This window comes from Brevundimonas intermedia, assembly GCF_004614235.1.
Classification (GTDB): Bacteria; Pseudomonadota; Alphaproteobacteria; order Caulobacterales; family Caulobacteraceae; genus Brevundimonas; species Brevundimonas intermedia_A.
Genome location: NZ_SPVH01000001.1, coordinates 117,984 through 133,140 on the forward strand (window position 1 = coordinate 117,984; position 15,157 = coordinate 133,140).

Below are 15,157 nucleotides of genomic sequence, written 5' to 3' on the forward strand. Positions count from 1 at the left end.
CAGAAGGACCGAGCCAACCAGTGGCGAATTCCTCGGAGCGTCCTGGAGATTTGAATGTCGTGTGATCGACTTTGTTTGAAAGACCGCAAAGACCGTTCAGAAGAAATGAACAAGCCGCGACGATCGCTCCCGCGCGGTCCTGCCCGATCCAATGAGTTTTAATGCCCTACCGTCAGTGATCTAATCGTAGATGCCGATACGGCAGAGACGCCAGGTCCATGTTCAACGAACCCGGCGCATTGCAGTAGAGCATCGCCCCGGCCACCGGCTCGAACGCAGCGCGGAAATGCTGGGTCGATTTGACCACCACCAAGCGCTTGGCGGCGAGATCGACGCCGAGCTCGGTGAAGCATTCCGGCGAAAAAACCTGCTGGCGGATAGAATTTATGACCACGTCCACGCCTCCGATGCGCACCGCCACCGCAAGACCCAGCGGCTCGCTCAGTTGGCCGGTCAGGCCGCGCTGATAGGCGTCTGCACGGACTGCCAGGACCTCGACCTCGGCATCGACCGGCGCGCCCGACATGGGCCCGACCTTGCCGCCTATCCGTAGCGGCAGCCGTGCCCCCACACCCGCGTCCGACGCGATCAGGGCGGCCTGCGGATCCCAGATCATGCCCAGCGTCGCGTCCTGAACATCGCGTGCAATCAGGGCCGCCAAGAGGAAGGTGCTGTCGCAGGCCGCGCCGCCGCCGGGATTGTCGGCGCCGTCGGCGACCACGACCGGCCCGCTGTTCGCCGACAGCGACACAGCCTCGTCCAGTATCTCGTCAATGCCGCGCGTTCGTCCCGGCGAGACCTCGGCGCAAATCTCGACGAACCGGCTCAGAATATCGTCGGCTGCGGCCTCGGCCCGTTCGGGATGCGAGCCGTCATGCACCACGATGGACGCCGACCCCGTATGTTCGCTGTCCGACCACGGGAAGCCGTGCATCATGGATACGGACAGCAGGCCGTCGCGCCCTTCCCGCGCCGTCAGGCTGTCGACGAAGCTGCGCATGGGGTCCTCGGTCGTCCCGATCGGCCCGACGACAGGGCCGCGTCGGACGATGGTGCGCGGCGCGACTTCGCCCCGTCCGGTGCGCTCCAGAAGATCGTACAGCTCACCCACGCGAGCGCGATAATCCGTGTGCGGATACTCCTTGCAGCCGACGAGCGCGGTGGCGCTGTCCGCCATCACGGTCGTGACATTGCCGTGCAGGTCCAGGATCGCTCCAAGCGGAACAGCGGCGCCGACGGCGGCACGTGTCCGGGCGAGAATATCGCCTTCACAGTCCGCGTAGCCATCGGCCATCATCGCCCCGTGCAGAACGAGCATGACCATGTCCAGCGGTCCTGCCGCCGCGATGTCGGCCAGCAGTTCGTCGCGGAGTTGCTCGTAGACCGGCCTTGGAAGCGGGCCGGACGGCTGGGTCCAGGCGCAGAGGCCCGCAATCATCTCGTGGCCCCGCTCGGCGCCAATCTCCAGCGCATCTCCATAGGCCGGGAACGCCATGGCCTGGGCGCGCGTGGCCTCGTCGCCGGCCCGATGCAGAATGTCCGCTGCAAAGGCGCGCAGACTGGTGGGCAGGGGCGAAAAGCTGTTTGTCTCGTGCGACAGGGAGGCGACGAAGACGCGAAGCGGCCGTCCGTTCATGCGCGAACCCGCTCGAACCGCAGGCGCCGTGTGCGGCCGGCGCTGAAGCTGAAGCCGCCGCCATCGGCGTCGAACTCCACGAAGCCTCCCAGTCCGAAATGGGCCATGTTGATCGAGACGGCTCTCCAGAGCGGCCCGCCCACATAGTCCAATCGGTAGCGGGCGCCGTTCCACCGCCCCTTGAAGGTCAGCGTCACGCCGTTCACGCCGACGTCCAGTGCGGCCTCCGTTCCGGTGGATGCGGAGGCATAGTGTCCGGCGTGAGCGGACAGATCCGGCGTCGCGCCTGGTTCGAGCCGCTTCAGCACCTCCGCATTTCCCCACTGGCGATAGACCACCTCGGTCGGCGCCGCCTCGCCTTCCGGCGCCTCGACGACCATGTCGAAGATCCGGTAGGCCGAATGCAACCGGCCCTGCGCGTCGCGCCGCGCCGGAAGGGTTGCTCCGCCCATGCCGATCAACTGGCGTCCATCGTGCTCAAGCAGGTGCAGGGTCGTGCCCGTGGCTTCGGCGTAGTACAGGCCGCTGACATTGACGCCGGGCAGGTCTTCCAGCGCAGGCCCCAGATCGGACACGCAGGCGTCGATGACACGATCAGCAAGGCTCATGGTGTCCACGCCTGCGCGGTTGGTGATGATGATGATGTCGAGACCGGCGTCCACGACCTTGATCATCTGACAACCGCCGCCCATCACGGTGCCGCCGTGCTCGATGGTCGCCCGTCCGCGATACTCGCCGACGGAAAGGCCCAGGCCGTACCGGGTCGAATAACCGCTTTGCAGCATGAAGGGCGCCTTCATCGCCGCCCAGGTTTCGGCAGTCCCCACGACGGGACGATCCATATGAGCCATCCAGCGCAGCATGTCGTCGACGGTGGAGACCATGCCGCCCTCGCCGGTCACCTCCATGCCCATATAATCCTTGGTGAAGGTCCCGTTCGCCCCCAGCATATGAAGGGTCGCGCTGTTGGGCACGAAGTCGCTGTCGACGCGGCGCAGAAGCGTGTCGGACATGCCCAGCGGCGTGAATATCCGCTCGCGCAGCACGTCTTCCAGCGACTGCCCCGTCAGCCGCTGTATGGCGACGCTCAAGGCCGTATAGCCGCCGTTGTTGTAGGACCAGGCCGTCTCGGGCGCGAAGTTGGTGGCGTCCTGACTTGCGAACAGATCCAGCGTATCGGCCTGGGACATGAAGTGGCCCATGCCGTTCAACTGCATGGACAGGTCCAGCGAACAGCGCAGGCCGCTGGTGTGGCTCATCAGTTGACGCATGGTGACGCCGTCGGCGACCGCGGGCGACATCTCGGGGATATGCTTGCGGACCGGGTCGTCAAGCGAGGCCAAGCCTTCTTCGACCAGCAGCATATAGGCCAGGGCCGCAAAATGCTTCGTGGTCGATCCGATCCGCATCCGTATTGTCGGCGACAGCGTCTGGTTCAGCTCGATGCTGGCCAGGCCAAAGGCCTTTCGATAGACGGGCCGCCCCGCCACCGCGATGCCGACCGCCACGCCCGGCGCATGGCTGGTGTCATAGGCCGCAAACAGGGCGTCGATGACGGCGGGATCGACGGCGACGGGGATGCGAGCGGTCATGGCGGATTCCACTAAAAGCTAGAAGCGGCGGCTCAAGGTCAGACCGATGGTCCGGGGCCTGAGCGGCGTAATCTGTATCGGGCCGCCGGCAACGGAGAAACTGGTGACGGCAGAGAGTTCACCAAACTCGTCGAAGAGATTGCGGACATACAACTGCGCCCGCACCTGCCCGAAATCGACGCCAGCGCGCAGATCAACGGTGGTGTAGTCCGGAAGTTGGTGCTGGGGAGAACCCGGGCTCTGATCGAAGCTTGCGACCCGGTCATCGACATAGCGGACCGTAGCGCCGACATCGGCGTCATAGCCGCCAAGCGAAAAGGCGTAGTCTGCGGACAGCGCCAGGGTGACATCGGGCGCGTCGGGCAAGGCGTCGCCCTTTTGACCGCCCAGATCCGGAGAGTCTGCTTCCAGTTGAGCGTCCATCAGGCTCAGCGACCCTACCAGGGTCAGGGCCGGCACGGGTCGCGCCGTGACCGTCAGTTCCGCCCCCTTGATCGCGGCTTCGCTGGCGTTGGCCACGACGCCCACCCCATTGCGAAGCGCCACGATCTGCAGATCCGTCCAGTCGATCAGATAGATGCTCGCATCGAGACCGAAGCGCCCATCGGCCGTGCTGACCTTGTAGCCCGCCTCATAGCTTTCCAGGCTGTCTGAGTCGAAGGTCGGCGGCGCCAAAGGCTCGCCGGTGACCGGATCGTTGGAAACCATGTTGGGACCGCCCGGGCGATAGCCTGTGGCGTAGCGAAGATAGGCGATAGAGCGGTCGTTCAACCGATATTTGGCGTTGGCCAGATAGGTCGTCACGTTCTCGCTGGAACTCCGCTTGGGCGCCGGGGCCACCAGCAGTCCCGAGGCGATCTGCTCGTAGGTCTGTTCGTTCTTGGCGTAGCGAAGGCCGCCGGACAGGTCGAGGCGGTCGGTAACGTGCCAGGTGGCCGTCCCGAAGGCGGCGGTCTCCTCGTAGAGACTGGGCAGTTCCGCGTTGAGCAAGAGGATCGGGAATGGCGCCCCGGTGACGTCGGTGGCCGGCAGGGTCTGGAGCTGGAAACTCTTTTCGCGGGTGTAGAAGCCGCCGGCGATCCAGTCGATGGCCCCCCAAGACCCGGCCAGTCGCGCCTCCTGCGTGAACTTGTCCGTATCGACCTCTTTCACCAGGGGGGTGGAGCCCAGGGCGAAGCCGAACCCGCCCAGAAGCGGCACATAGAGGGCCGAGACGTCGGTGACATGATTGATGTCGCTCGTCTGGTAGCTGGTGACGGAAGTCAGCTGGGCCGGGCCGAAATCATAGTTCACGACCGCGCTCGCCAGGCGGAAGTCCTGGGTGAAGGGCTCGGAGAAGCGGCGCTGATCGTACTCCCCGTCGACAGGTTCGTTCGTGGCGGGATTCACGTCCACGGATCCCGATCCATCCCGCTTGATGTCCTGGGCGAAGGCCGTCAGACGCACGGAGAGGTCGTCCGTGGGATTGAACAGAACATCGACCCGCCCGCCGAACACCTCGGAGGTGTTGGCGTCTTCCTCGCCCAGGGTCAGGTTGTCGATGAAACCCGCGTCCTTGGTATAGAAGCCGTTCAGCCGGACGGCGGCGGTGTCGCCGGCAAACGGCGCGTTCAAGGCGCCCGCCAGATCGTAACCGACGCCTCCGTGGGCCGTGGCGTTCACCCCGGCGCGAAGACCGCCGCCGAACCCGGCGGGATCGGGGGCCTTCGTCACATATTTCAGCAGGCCGCCCATGGTGCTTGCCCCATAGAGCGTGCCTTGCGGCCCCCTCAGGATTTCGACGCGTTCGATATCGAACAGACCGACATCCAGAGCCAGTTGCGCCGCGCCGGCGAACGAGGTGCTGGAGCCGTATGGCACCTCATCGACATAGATACCGACCGTCGGCGACACGTTCAGACCGGTGGTCACGCCACGCAGGTTCACCTGTCCCTGCCCCACGCCGTTGCTGGTGAAAGAAAGACCAGGCACCGTCGCAGCGAAGTCAGACAACTGCGTCGCCCCTGTCGCCTGGAGCGTCTCGCCGGTCAGAACCGACAGGGACAATGGCGTATCGCTTGCCCGTTCCTCCCGCTTCTGGGCGGTCACGATAACGTCCGTGAGTTGGGTCGCCGGATCAGGCGAAAGGCCTGCGGTCTGGGCCAGGGCGGGCAGGCCGCCCAGCGCCGATGTGGTCAAAAGAGCCGCCAAGCCGAGCAGCTTGTGTTGGTTACGACAGGCGTACGTCATGAGAAACCCCCGATTGCTGTCGCCCACCATCGGCCCTGTCGCGTTTCTGTCAAGAGAATAAGTCTCTTGCTATAGACGCCATTCCTCGTTCAGGCTGACACCAACCTAGTTCGACCTTTTTGGACGAACGTCGATGGGACCGGCAATGGAATATGACTACATCGTCTTCGGGGGCGGCATGGCTGGCGCCTCCGTCGCCTACGAACTGTCTGCGGACGCCCGTGTCTGTCTGATCGAACGCGAGGCTAGCGTCGGCTATCACGCGACCGGCCGGTCGGCGGCCCTGTTTGCACCCAGCTACGGCGGACGAGAGGTCCGGGGTTTGACCCGAGCCAGCCACGATTTTTTCATGGCCCCGCCTGAAGGCTTCACGCATGCGCCGCTCCTGACACGGCGAAGCGCAATGTATATCGCTCGCGAGAACCAGGGCGGCGCCCTGGACGTCATGGTCGCGGAAATCCGACGCTCGGGCGGCGTGATCGACCGGCTGACCATGGCCGATGCGTTACAGGCCGTCCCGCTGCTGAGAGCTGACTATGTCGCCGGCGCGGCCATCGATCACGATGCGCACGACATCGACGTGGACGCCCTGCACCAGGGTTTCCTTCGCGGAGCCAGGGCGCGTGGGGCGCAGATAATGACAGGCGCGGGCGACCCGACCGTATCGCGTCGCGACGCAGTTTGGCGTGTCGATCTCGCGACGGGTCCCGTCTCTGCGCCCGTGGCGATCAACGCCGCCGGCGCGTGGGGCGACCGGGTCGCCACGGCGTTCGGCGCCCAGCCCATCGGCCTGACGCCGTTACGGCGGACCGCAGTGCTCGTCGATCCTCCTTTTGGGGTCGATATCATGGGCTGGCCTGCGGTGATCGATGTCGACGAAACCTTCTACTTCAAGCCCGACGCCGGCAAGTTGTTGATCTCGCCGGCCGACGAAACCCTGGTCGAGCCCTGCGACGTGCAGCCCGAAGAACTCGACATCGCTATCGGGGTTGATCGGGTGCAGGCCGCCCTTCGGCTGGATGTGGAACGCGTCAACCACAGCTGGGCGGGGTTGCGAACTTTTGCGCCAGACCGCGCCCCGGTCATCGGCTTCGATCCCGAAATCGACGGCCTGTTCTGGTCGGTGGGCCAGGGCGGATACGGAATTCAGACCGCACCGGCCTGGGCGCGGACCGCCGCCGCACTCGCACAGGGCCGCCCCCTGCCTGCCGACATCGCTGCCGAGGGGCTCGACCCCGCCCATGTTTCCCCGTCGCGCTTCAGAGCCGAGCAACCGAGTCTGCAAAGGTTGGCACAATGAAAATTCGCGGCGGCCCGCTCGTGGGCCCGGGCGGCGGCGTCCTTCCGCTGTCGCTCGCGGTCGAAGTCGACGGCCTGGTGTTCGTTTCCGGCCAGCTTTCCCTGGTGGACGGCCGGGTCGAGGGCGACATCGCCTTGCAGACCGAACGCACCTTCGACGCCATCGCCGCGATTCTGTCTGGCGCCGGCCTCAGCCTGGATCATGTGATCAAGGCGACGATCTGGTTGACCGATCCGGCGGATTTCGCCGCCTTCAACACCGTCTATGGGGCCCGCCTGTCCGCGCCCTATCCCGCCCGCTCGTGCGTGATTTCTCAGCTCGTGCTACCGAATGCGCGCGTAGAGATCGAGGTCGTGGCCAGCCGCGACCATCGGCGAACATGATCCGGCATCCGTGTCGGACGGGCAGGACATCATGGCGAACGACACCAGCACCCTCGGCGGCCTCATCCGCATCGTACGGCAGCGCAAAGGCTGGACGCTACGCGAAATGAGCGCGGTCGTCGGCATTCCCCTGTCGACTCTGGCCAAGGTCGAGACCGACAAACTGTCCCTGACCTACGACAAGCTGCAGCAGTTCACCGCCAGGCTGGGCCTGACCATGGCCGAGTTCCTCGCCGAGGGCGAGCCGTCCCCCGCTGAAGCGGCGCCGGTCATGGGTCGGCGCAGCCTGACGACCACCGGCAACTCGGTCCACATCAAGACGCCCAACTACGACTACGAATATCTCTGCGCCGACCTTCGCCAGAAGCGGATGGTGCCGATCATCACCCGGATCCACACCCGCGACATCGCCGAGTTCGGCGAGGCAGTTCGGCACAAGGGCGAGGAGTTCGTCTTCGTTCTGGAAGGGACGATCGAGGTGCACCTGCAGTTCTACACGCCGGTCGTGCTGAAGGCGGGCGAAGGCGTCTATCTCGATAGCGCCATGGGCCACGCCTACGTCTGCAAGGACTGCGACACGGCCCTCGTGCTGGGCGTCTGCTCCAGCGAGGACGCCGATCTGGCGGGCGAGTTGATCAGCCTGGCCGAAGAAGAAGCCAAACACGCGGCCGAGCCCGCATAGCACCCGTGAAGGGGACCTCTTGAGCACTATTGCACAGCCCGACGTCCCCGAAGTCGGCATCATCGAAGCCCCCGCCCCCTTCTCGGCCTGGTTCGCCGTGGCTGTGCTTGTGGGCGTCACCATCTTCTCATTCGTCGATCGCCAGATCCTGGCTGTCGTGGCCTCGCCCCTGAAAGCGTCGCTGGGTCTGACCGATCTGGAGCTCGGCGCCCTGCAGGGGCTGGGCCTCGCCTTCTTTGCGGCGGTCGCCACCTATCCGATCGCCTGGCTGGCGGATCGGTTCGATCGCCGCCTCATCCTGTGCATCGGCATCGCCGTCTGGTCGCTGGCGACGGCGACCTGCGCCTTCCAGACGACGTTCGAGGGGCTGTTGATCGCCACCATCGGCATCGCCATCGGCGAGGCGGGGCTGGGACCCATCGTCTGGGCCGTGATCCCCGACCTGTTCCCGGGACGCCAACGCGCCGCTGCGAACCTGGTCTATTTCCTGGCGGCCATCCTTGGGACGGCGCTCGGCCTGGGGATCAGCGGCGCCACCTTCGGCTGGCTGGCGGCGAATGGCGCCGCGCTTTCGGGCTTTCTCGGCGAAATGGAGCCGTGGCGTGCGACCCTGCTGTTCGTCGCCCTGCCCGGCCCTCTGTTCATCCTGCTGGTCGCAACCTTGCGGCTGAAGGGCAGCCGCGCCGCCGCCAAGGCCTCAGCGGCCGCCTTCGCGACCGTTCTGGCGGACAGCGGATTCGTCGCCTATGCGCGACGACATATCGTCACCCTGTCCTGCGTCTTCGCCGCCATCGCCGCCTACAATATCGGCATCGCCTCCACCCTGGTGTGGCTGCCCACCGCCTTGCCCCGCATCTTTGCGATCGATCCGGCCACCGTCAGCGTCCAGCTGGGCCTGGCCATCGGGCCGGCCAGCCTGATCGGGGTCGGGGTTTCCGCTCTGTGCGTCAAGTTCTGGCGGGGCGATCGCGTTGTCATGGCGCCCCGCCTGGCTGCCATCGCCTTCCTGGCCGCCGCCGTTCCGACGGCCTTCCTGCCGTTCGTCACGGAAAGCTGGCAGGCCATGGCCCTGGTCGGGGTGCAGTTCGCCGCCGGGATCGCCGCCGCCTCCGTCCTGCCCAGCATCGTTCAGGACATCAGCCCCCCTCACTTGAGAGCGCGGAACTTCGGCCTCATGACCGTCGTCGCCCTGGTCCCGCAGGGTCTGAGCCCGCTGGTCATCGGCGCCCTGTCCGACGCGGTCGGCGGCCCGCATGGCCTGATCGCCGCCATCGCCCTCGTCGGGGCGCCGGCGTGGGTGCTGGCCGCCGGGCTGATCTGGCGCAGCGAAAACGCCTTCCGCCGCACGGTGGCCGAGGTCCAGTCCGCCAGCCCCCTCACCGTCGCTCCCGGCCAGGCGCATGACATGGAGACAGGCCGATGACGGGATCTTCCGCCAGCGTCTTCAGCGGCCTGGCGCCCCAGGCGCCCGACGGCCTGCTGGCCCTCATCGGCGCCTATCGCTCTGACCCGCGTCCCGACAAGCTGGACCTGGGCGTGGGCGTCTATCGCGACGCCCGCGGGCGGACGCCGGTGTTCGCCGCCGTCAAGGCGGCGGAGCGGCTGCTGGTCGAGGGACAGGACACCAAGGCCTATCTCGGCGCTGAAGGCGACGTCGGGTATCTGGAGGCGCTGAGGCCGCTCGTCTTCGGCGCCCGGGCGCAGGCCGATGTCTTCGGCGTGCAGACCCCCGGCGGCACAGGCGCGCTGAGGCTCGCTGCCGAACTGCTGGCGGCGGGCCGGCCTGGGGCCAAGCTGTTCGTCGGCGCCCCGACCTGGCCGAACCACGAACAGATCTTCGAGGCCGCCGGCGTCACGCTCGCGACCTACGACTATTTCGACGCCGCCAGCCAGACGGTGCGTTTCGAGGCGATGATAGCTGCGCTGGCGACCGCCGCGCCCGGCGACGCGGTGCTGTTGCAAGGCGCCTGTCACAATCCCACCGGGGCCGACCTGACCAAGGATCAGTGGCGCACGGTGGCGGACCTCGTCGCAGAACGCGGCCTGTTTCCGATCATAGACCTGGCCTATCAGGGTCTGGGCCGAGGCCTCGAAGACGACGCCCTTGGCATGCGGCTCATACTGGCGGCCGTACCCGAAGCGCTCGTGGCCTACTCCTGTGACAAGAATTTCGGTCTCTATCGAGAGCGGACAGGTGCGCTTTTCGCCGCTTGCGACCACCCGCAGCGCTTGAGCAAGGCCGGCTCCAACATCCTTGCGCTGGCGCGCGCCAACTGGTCGATGCCGCCGGATCACGGCGCCGCGGTCGTTCGCACCATCCTGTCCGACAGCGACCTCGCGACGATGTGGGCCGCCGAGTTGGAGACGATGCGCCAGCGTCTGATCGATGTCAGGGCAGCGCTCGCAAACCATGGCCCGGATCTCGTCGCCCTGAAGGACCAGAACGGGCTTTTCGCCTGCCTGCCTCTCACGCAGCATCAGGTTGGACGGTTCAGGGACGATCACGCCGTCTATCTGGCTGGTTCCGGGCGGATCAACCTGGCGGGTCTGACGGTCGAAGCCGTCCCCGACTTCATCCGCGCCTATCAAACCCTGCGGCAACCCCTGTCGGCCTGACCATTCCGGCGCCATGGACCGATATTTCTGTCACAGACCGCATCTAAGGCGTGCGGCGTGCGTCAGGATCACTCCGTCATAGGACTTCGGGTCGAAACCGCTGCTGATGCCGGCGGTGACGCTCCACGCACCGCCCTCTCGGATGCGGATTGGCATGACATTCGGCACGCGGTGCTGGTTTATGTCCGGCGCCGCGGCCACCCACAGGATGTTGCAGAAGACGTCGCCCAGGAGAGTCTGACGAAGCTTCTCCACTATACGCGGCAGGGGCAGGTCGCGAGCCTGTACGCGCTCGCGTTCAAGATCGCGGCCAACAGCCTCATCGACCGATTTCGCGGCGCAGGTCGATACGAGGCCGCAGTTCCAGAGACCTATGCCTGCAACGCCCCCTTGCCGGACACAGTCACCTCGGACCGACAACGGCTCGCTCGGCTCTCCGCCGCCCTTGGGCGGCTTCCACCGCTGAGGCGCGCCGTGCTACTCAGACGGCGGATGGACAACCAGTCGATCGCCCGCATTGCGGCTGAAATGAATCTGTCGACGACCGCCGTCGAGAAACATGTCGTGCGGGGGCTTTCAGATTTGCGCAAAGCGATGGATGACGGGGAAGAACTCAAAGGATCGTCTCGTGACGCCCAGTGAAAAGGTGAGAACGGAGGCGGCCTTCTGGGTTGAGCGTATGAGTCGTCCCGCCTTCGATGCACGAGACGGCGCCGCCTTCGACCAATGGATGCGGAGCGACGCGGACAACCGCGACGCCTTCGCCGCCATGGCCGCGCTCTGGGACAACGGATTTGTCGAGCCCGACGGCCGGATCGATCCCGTCGCCCAGAGCCGCCCGCGATCGACTGCGGCTGATCAGCATTCCGGCCGTCGTCGTTGGGTCGCCGCGTCGCGCTTCGGGGCTACAGCGGCCGCCCTCGTCGCCATCGCGTTCATTCCCGCGATTTTGCCGCGCAGCTATTCCAGCCTGCCGGGCCAGAAGCAGACGATCCAACTGGCCGACGGCTCGACCGTGCAGCTGGGAGGCAACAGTGAGGTCGACGTTCAGTATCTGCCCTGGCGCCGCACCGTGCGCTTGAAACAGGGCGAGGCGGGCTTCGACGTTTCGCGCGACGCGCACCGCCCCTTCGACGTCCAGGCCGGCCAGGTTGACGTCGTCGTGCTCGGCACCGCATTTCACGTCGACCGGCTGGCCCAGGGGCGCGTCGGCGTCGCCGTCACACGCGGCGCCGTCGACGTCAGGACGGTCAATGGCCGTGACAGGCTGGCGGCCGGCCAGGCGGTCCGGGTGACCGATCGCGGCATCGGACGCGTCGCCATGCAGGTCGAGGACAGTCAGTGGTCGGCAGGCTGGTTCGTCGCGCGAAACATCCCCCTTTCCGATCTGGTCGAAAAGCTTCGTCGCTACACCAGCATTCCAATAGAAATAGCAGACGATAAATCAGAGAACCTTATGATTGTCGGACGCTTCAATGTTTCCGATCCTGAGGCCGCCCTCAAAGGCATCGAAAGCTCTTACGATATAGAAATCACCCGGCGATCTGGGACCATTTATATTTCTACATCAAATTGAAACATAACAGACGCGAAAACTTACACATTATCTTTGTCCGGTTTCTCTGATCGGAACCGTCTTCCCCCTTGAACCAACACGGGGGACTTCATGCGCAAACACCTTTTCCTTCTGCTCGCCTCGACGGCGATCGTGCCCGTGGCGGCGTCGCCGGCCTGGGCCCAGGCCTCCGTTGAACGGAGCCGCACCTACAGCTTCAACCAGCCCGCCCAAGAGCTGGAAACCGCCCTCATCGCCTTCTCGCGCGTGACCGACCTGCAGGTCGCGTCCTCGGCGGCCGACCTGGAAAGCCTGCGTAGCGCGCCGTTGAGCGGATCGATGACTGCGTTCGCCGCCTTGGCCGAGCTGACACGCGGCCTACCGGTCGATGTCCGACTTTCCGGCCGGACGGTATCGGTCTCCCGTCGCTCGGGCGAAACCGCGTCGGCGCCTGCGCCGACTGCCGCCGTGATCGCGACCCGCCCTATCGTTCAGCCCCCCTATCCCTCCGAGACGATCACGGCGCTTGATGAGATCGTCGTCACGGGCTTCCGGTCGAGCCTGAGCCGCGCCCTGTCGCGGAAGAAGGCGGCGACGGGGGCGCAAGAGGTCATCCTGGCCGAGGACATCGGCGCCTTTCCCGACCAGAACCTGGCTGAGGCGCTTCAACGCGTTCCCGGAGTCGCGATCACCCGTGACAGCGGCGAAGGCAGACAGATTTCGTTGCGGGGCCTGGGGCCGGACTTCACCCGCACCCAGCTGAACGGCATGGAGGTGCTCAGCAACACGGCGTCCGGGCTGGACAGCCGAAGCGGCGCCAGCCGCTCACGCTCGTTCGACTACAGCGTCTTCGCCTCCGAGCTGTTCAACCAGGTGGTGGTCGAGAAATCCTACGCCGCAGAACAGGATGAGGGCGGGATCGGCGGCACGGTGTCGCTGCGCACGGCCAAGCCCTTCGACTATCAGGGCCGGACCTTCGTCGCCAACGCCAAGGTCCAGTCCAACCAGTACACCGACACGCCGGGGCCACGCCTCGTCGCGCTGGCGTCGGATCAATGGGGCGACTTCGGCGCGCTGGTGTCGGTCGCCTACAGTTCGGCCGAAACGGTCGAGTGGGGCTATCGCAACTGGAACTGGTCCAAGATGAATTTCGGGGCGGCCAACGTCGGCCCCGGCGTCTCGGCCGAGGATCGCGACCGACTGGTCAACGCCACGGGCGCTGAACGGGCCTGGAACTCCCGCGCCCAGACCTATGGCACTTGGTTCAATGAGCGCGAGCGCATCGGCCTGACGACGACGCTGCAGTATCAACCCAGCGACGCCACCGACGTCACGCTCGATCTGATGTACGGGCAGCTCTCGAATGACCGGGACGAGCACGTCCTCGGCAACGCCGGCACGAACGGACTGTCCGCCAACGACGTCCGTGGGACCCAGGTGCTTCAGTCGGTGTCCCTGGATCGCTACAACAGCATCACGGACGCCGTTGTGTCCGGCGTCGATGTTCGCTCGGAGTCCAAGCCGACCGTCGACCAGACCGAGTTCTGGCAGTCGGCCCTGAACGGGCGCACCATGCTGACCGACAATCTGGAGGTTTCCGGGCTTCTGGGCTGGTCGAGCTCGACCTTCGATTCCAACTGGCAGCGCGTCTACCTGGAATCCGTCGGCCACACGGTGTCGTTCAGCGATCTGGACACGGACAACCCGGTCAACACCTACGACTTCGACCCCGCCGATCCTGACGCATGGGATCTGCAGTCCATCCAGTGGCGCCGGGACCATATCGAAAACGAGTTCTACACCGGCGAGGCCGGGCTGAAGTGGACGCCCAGCGCCATCTCCACCCTCAAGGCGGGCGCATCGTTCAAGAAGTTCACCAACAGCGGCTTTCGCTATGATGCGACCTCCAACTACGAAAATCGCAACGCGCTGGCCTCGATCCCCACGATTCTGACGAACCATTCCACCGCCCTGCCCTATGTGGTCGGCGACGTGGCTGCGATCTTCGAAGCCTTGGGGCAGGACGGAAGCCTCGACGCGCGAAACCTGTCGGTCGGAACCGACTATTCCGTCGAGGAGCAGACGGTGTCGGCGTTCGGCCAGTACGATCTGAACACCGACATCGGCCCGTTCGGTCTGCGCGCCAATATCGGCGTGCGCTACTACGACACCGAACTGGTCTCCATCGGCTCGTCGGTCACCAGCGCCGGGCTCGTGCCCGTCGAGATCACCAATCGCTATGAGGGCTTCCTGCCGGCGCTGAACATCGCTCTGGACATCAGCCCCGAACTCGTCGTGCGCTTCGGCGCCAACCGCAACATCAGCCGACCAGCTCTGGGCGACCTCAGCGCGGCCGCCACGGTGCGCGTCGCGGGCTATGGCGGCACCATCAGCGCGGGCAACCCCAACCTGACCCCCTACACGGCGGATTCGATCGAAGGCGCCATCGAGTACTATGACGGCGATCGTGGCTACCTGGGGCTGAGCGTCTTCCACAAGGAGATGAAGTCCTTCGTCACGACCGAAACCTCCACCGTCCCCTACAGCGAAACCGGCTATCCCCTCGATCTGCTCGAAGAAGGCCAGGACGGCTCGGTCGTGTTCAACTTCACCCGGCCCGTCAACGGTCCCGGCGCGGGAATACGGGGGGTCGAACTGTCCGCCCGGCGTGATTTCGACTTCCTGCCGGCGCCGTTCGACGGCTTCGGCGCGCTGGCCAATGTGACCTATGCGGATGGCGAGACGGACGTCTTCTACAACGGCGTCGCGCACCGCCTGAGCTTGGTCGACCTGTCCAAATGGTCCTACAACGCCACCCTGTATTACGACAGCGAACGCGTCGGGGGGCGTATGTCGATGGCCTCGCGCTCGCGCTATCGCAAAGGCAACGGCGGCAACGACAACATCGGCGAATATTTCGCCCCGTCGACCGTGGTCGATGCGACCGCCTACTACAACGTCACGCCCACGGTTCAGATTCGGGTCGATGCGCTCAACATCACCGATGAACCTGTGATTCAATATGCCGACACAGACGCGCGTCGTCTGATGACGAGCACAGTGAGCGGCCGAACCCTGTCCATCGGGGCGTCCATCCGCTTCTGACGCCGCTGACAGCGGCCGCACTGTTCCGGTGCGGCCGCACAGCAGCTTCGACCTGACCT

At 65.6% G+C, this 15,157-nt stretch carries 11 protein-coding genes; 8 read left to right on the forward strand and 3 right to left on the reverse strand.

The genetic code is table 11. The features are described from left to right. Nucleotides 1-172 precede the first annotated feature (172 nt). Genes EGY25_RS00585 through EGY25_RS00595 form a run of 3 tightly spaced genes read right to left on the reverse strand, consistent with a single transcriptional unit; the run spans nucleotide 173 to nucleotide 5,457 of the window. Entirely contained in the window at nucleotides 173-1,636 is a 1,464-nt protein-coding gene (locus tag EGY25_RS00585) for a M81 family metallopeptidase (protein ID WP_135193121.1), read from the reverse strand. Then, nucleotides 1,633-3,228 carry a serine hydrolase domain-containing protein gene (locus EGY25_RS00590; RefSeq protein WP_135193122.1) on the reverse strand — a complete coding sequence of 532 codons (1,596 nt, stop codon included), beginning with the start codon at nucleotides 3,226-3,228 and terminating at the stop codon, nucleotides 1,633-1,635. The genes EGY25_RS00585 and EGY25_RS00590 overlap by 4 nt, the downstream gene beginning before the upstream one ends. A gap of 18 nt (nucleotides 3,229-3,246) precedes the next feature. Beyond that, on the reverse strand, nucleotides 3,247-5,457 hold the full coding sequence (locus tag EGY25_RS00595) for a TonB-dependent receptor (RefSeq protein ID WP_167762432.1): 2,211 nt from the start codon (nucleotides 5,455-5,457) through the stop codon (nucleotides 3,247-3,249). 133 nt (nucleotides 5,458-5,590) lie between these two features. Here EGY25_RS00595 and EGY25_RS00600 point away from each other — a divergent pair, with 133 nt between their 5' ends. The 8 genes from EGY25_RS00600 to EGY25_RS00635 all read left to right on the forward strand — a co-directional run bounded on the left by EGY25_RS00600 (nucleotide 5,591) and on the right by EGY25_RS00635 (nucleotide 15,098). Further along, nucleotides 5,591-6,757, forward strand: coding sequence for an NAD(P)/FAD-dependent oxidoreductase (locus EGY25_RS00600; protein WP_209307920.1), 1,167 nt, complete (start codon nucleotides 5,591-5,593; stop codon nucleotides 6,755-6,757). After that, on the forward strand, nucleotides 6,754-7,140 hold the full coding sequence (locus EGY25_RS00605) for a RidA family protein (protein ID WP_135193124.1): 387 nt from the start codon (nucleotides 6,754-6,756) through the stop codon (nucleotides 7,138-7,140). Before EGY25_RS00600 ends, EGY25_RS00605 begins: the two co-directional genes overlap by 4 nt. Nucleotides 7,141-7,171: 31 nt before the next feature. Beyond that, the gene (locus tag EGY25_RS00610) at nucleotides 7,172-7,822 is read left to right on the forward strand and encodes a helix-turn-helix domain-containing protein (protein ID WP_135193125.1); all 651 of its coding nucleotides are present in this window, start codon (nucleotides 7,172-7,174) and stop codon (nucleotides 7,820-7,822) included. A 19-nt stretch (nucleotides 7,823-7,841) separates the two neighbouring features. Further along, a complete protein-coding gene (locus EGY25_RS00615; protein ID WP_135193126.1) occupies nucleotides 7,842-9,245 on the forward strand; it encodes an MFS transporter in 1,404 nt (467 codons plus the stop codon). After that, nucleotides 9,242-10,438 carry an aromatic amino acid transaminase gene (locus EGY25_RS00620; RefSeq protein ID WP_135193127.1) on the forward strand — a complete coding sequence of 399 codons (1,197 nt, stop codon included), beginning with the start codon at nucleotides 9,242-9,244 and terminating at the stop codon, nucleotides 10,436-10,438. The genes EGY25_RS00615 and EGY25_RS00620 overlap by 4 nt, the downstream gene beginning before the upstream one ends. A gap of 57 nt (nucleotides 10,439-10,495) precedes the next feature. Continuing rightward, nucleotides 10,496-11,080 carry an RNA polymerase sigma factor gene (locus tag EGY25_RS00625; protein ID WP_167762433.1) on the forward strand — a complete coding sequence of 195 codons (585 nt, stop codon included), beginning with the start codon at nucleotides 10,496-10,498 and terminating at the stop codon, nucleotides 11,078-11,080. Then, nucleotides 11,067-12,014: a FecR family protein gene (locus EGY25_RS00630; protein WP_209307921.1), complete on the forward strand. Its 948-nt coding sequence runs from the start codon at nucleotides 11,067-11,069 to the stop codon at nucleotides 12,012-12,014. The genes EGY25_RS00625 and EGY25_RS00630 overlap by 14 nt, the downstream gene beginning before the upstream one ends. A gap of 90 nt (nucleotides 12,015-12,104) precedes the next feature. Then, nucleotides 12,105-15,098 carry a TonB-dependent receptor gene (locus EGY25_RS00635; protein ID WP_135193130.1) on the forward strand — a complete coding sequence of 998 codons (2,994 nt, stop codon included), beginning with the start codon at nucleotides 12,105-12,107 and terminating at the stop codon, nucleotides 15,096-15,098. Nucleotides 15,099-15,157 lie beyond the last annotated feature (59 nt).

Excerpts from the sequence above, each read along its gene's own strand:
- EGY25_RS00605 (WP_135193124.1), top strand. The coding sequence starts at position 6,754 with ATGAAAATTCGCGGCGGCCCGCTCGTGGGCCCGGGCGGCGGCGTCCTT.
- EGY25_RS00620 (WP_135193127.1), top strand. The coding sequence starts at position 9,242 with ATGACGGGATCTTCCGCCAGCGTCTTCAGCGGCCTGGCGCCCCAGGCG.
- EGY25_RS00585 (WP_135193121.1), bottom strand. The coding sequence starts at position 1,636 with ATGAACGGACGGCCGCTTCGCGTCTTCGTCGCCTCCCTGTCGCACGAG.
- EGY25_RS00610 (WP_135193125.1), top strand. The coding sequence starts at position 7,172 with ATGGCGAACGACACCAGCACCCTCGGCGGCCTCATCCGCATCGTACGG.
- EGY25_RS00595 (WP_167762432.1), bottom strand. The coding sequence starts at position 5,457 with ATGACGTACGCCTGTCGTAACCAACACAAGCTGCTCGGCTTGGCGGCT.
- EGY25_RS00635 (WP_135193130.1), top strand. The coding sequence starts at position 12,105 with ATGCGCAAACACCTTTTCCTTCTGCTCGCCTCGACGGCGATCGTGCCC.
- EGY25_RS00600 (WP_209307920.1), top strand. The coding sequence starts at position 5,591 with ATGGGACCGGCAATGGAATATGACTACATCGTCTTCGGGGGCGGCATG.
- EGY25_RS00590 (WP_135193122.1), bottom strand. The coding sequence starts at position 3,228 with ATGACCGCTCGCATCCCCGTCGCCGTCGATCCCGCCGTCATCGACGCC.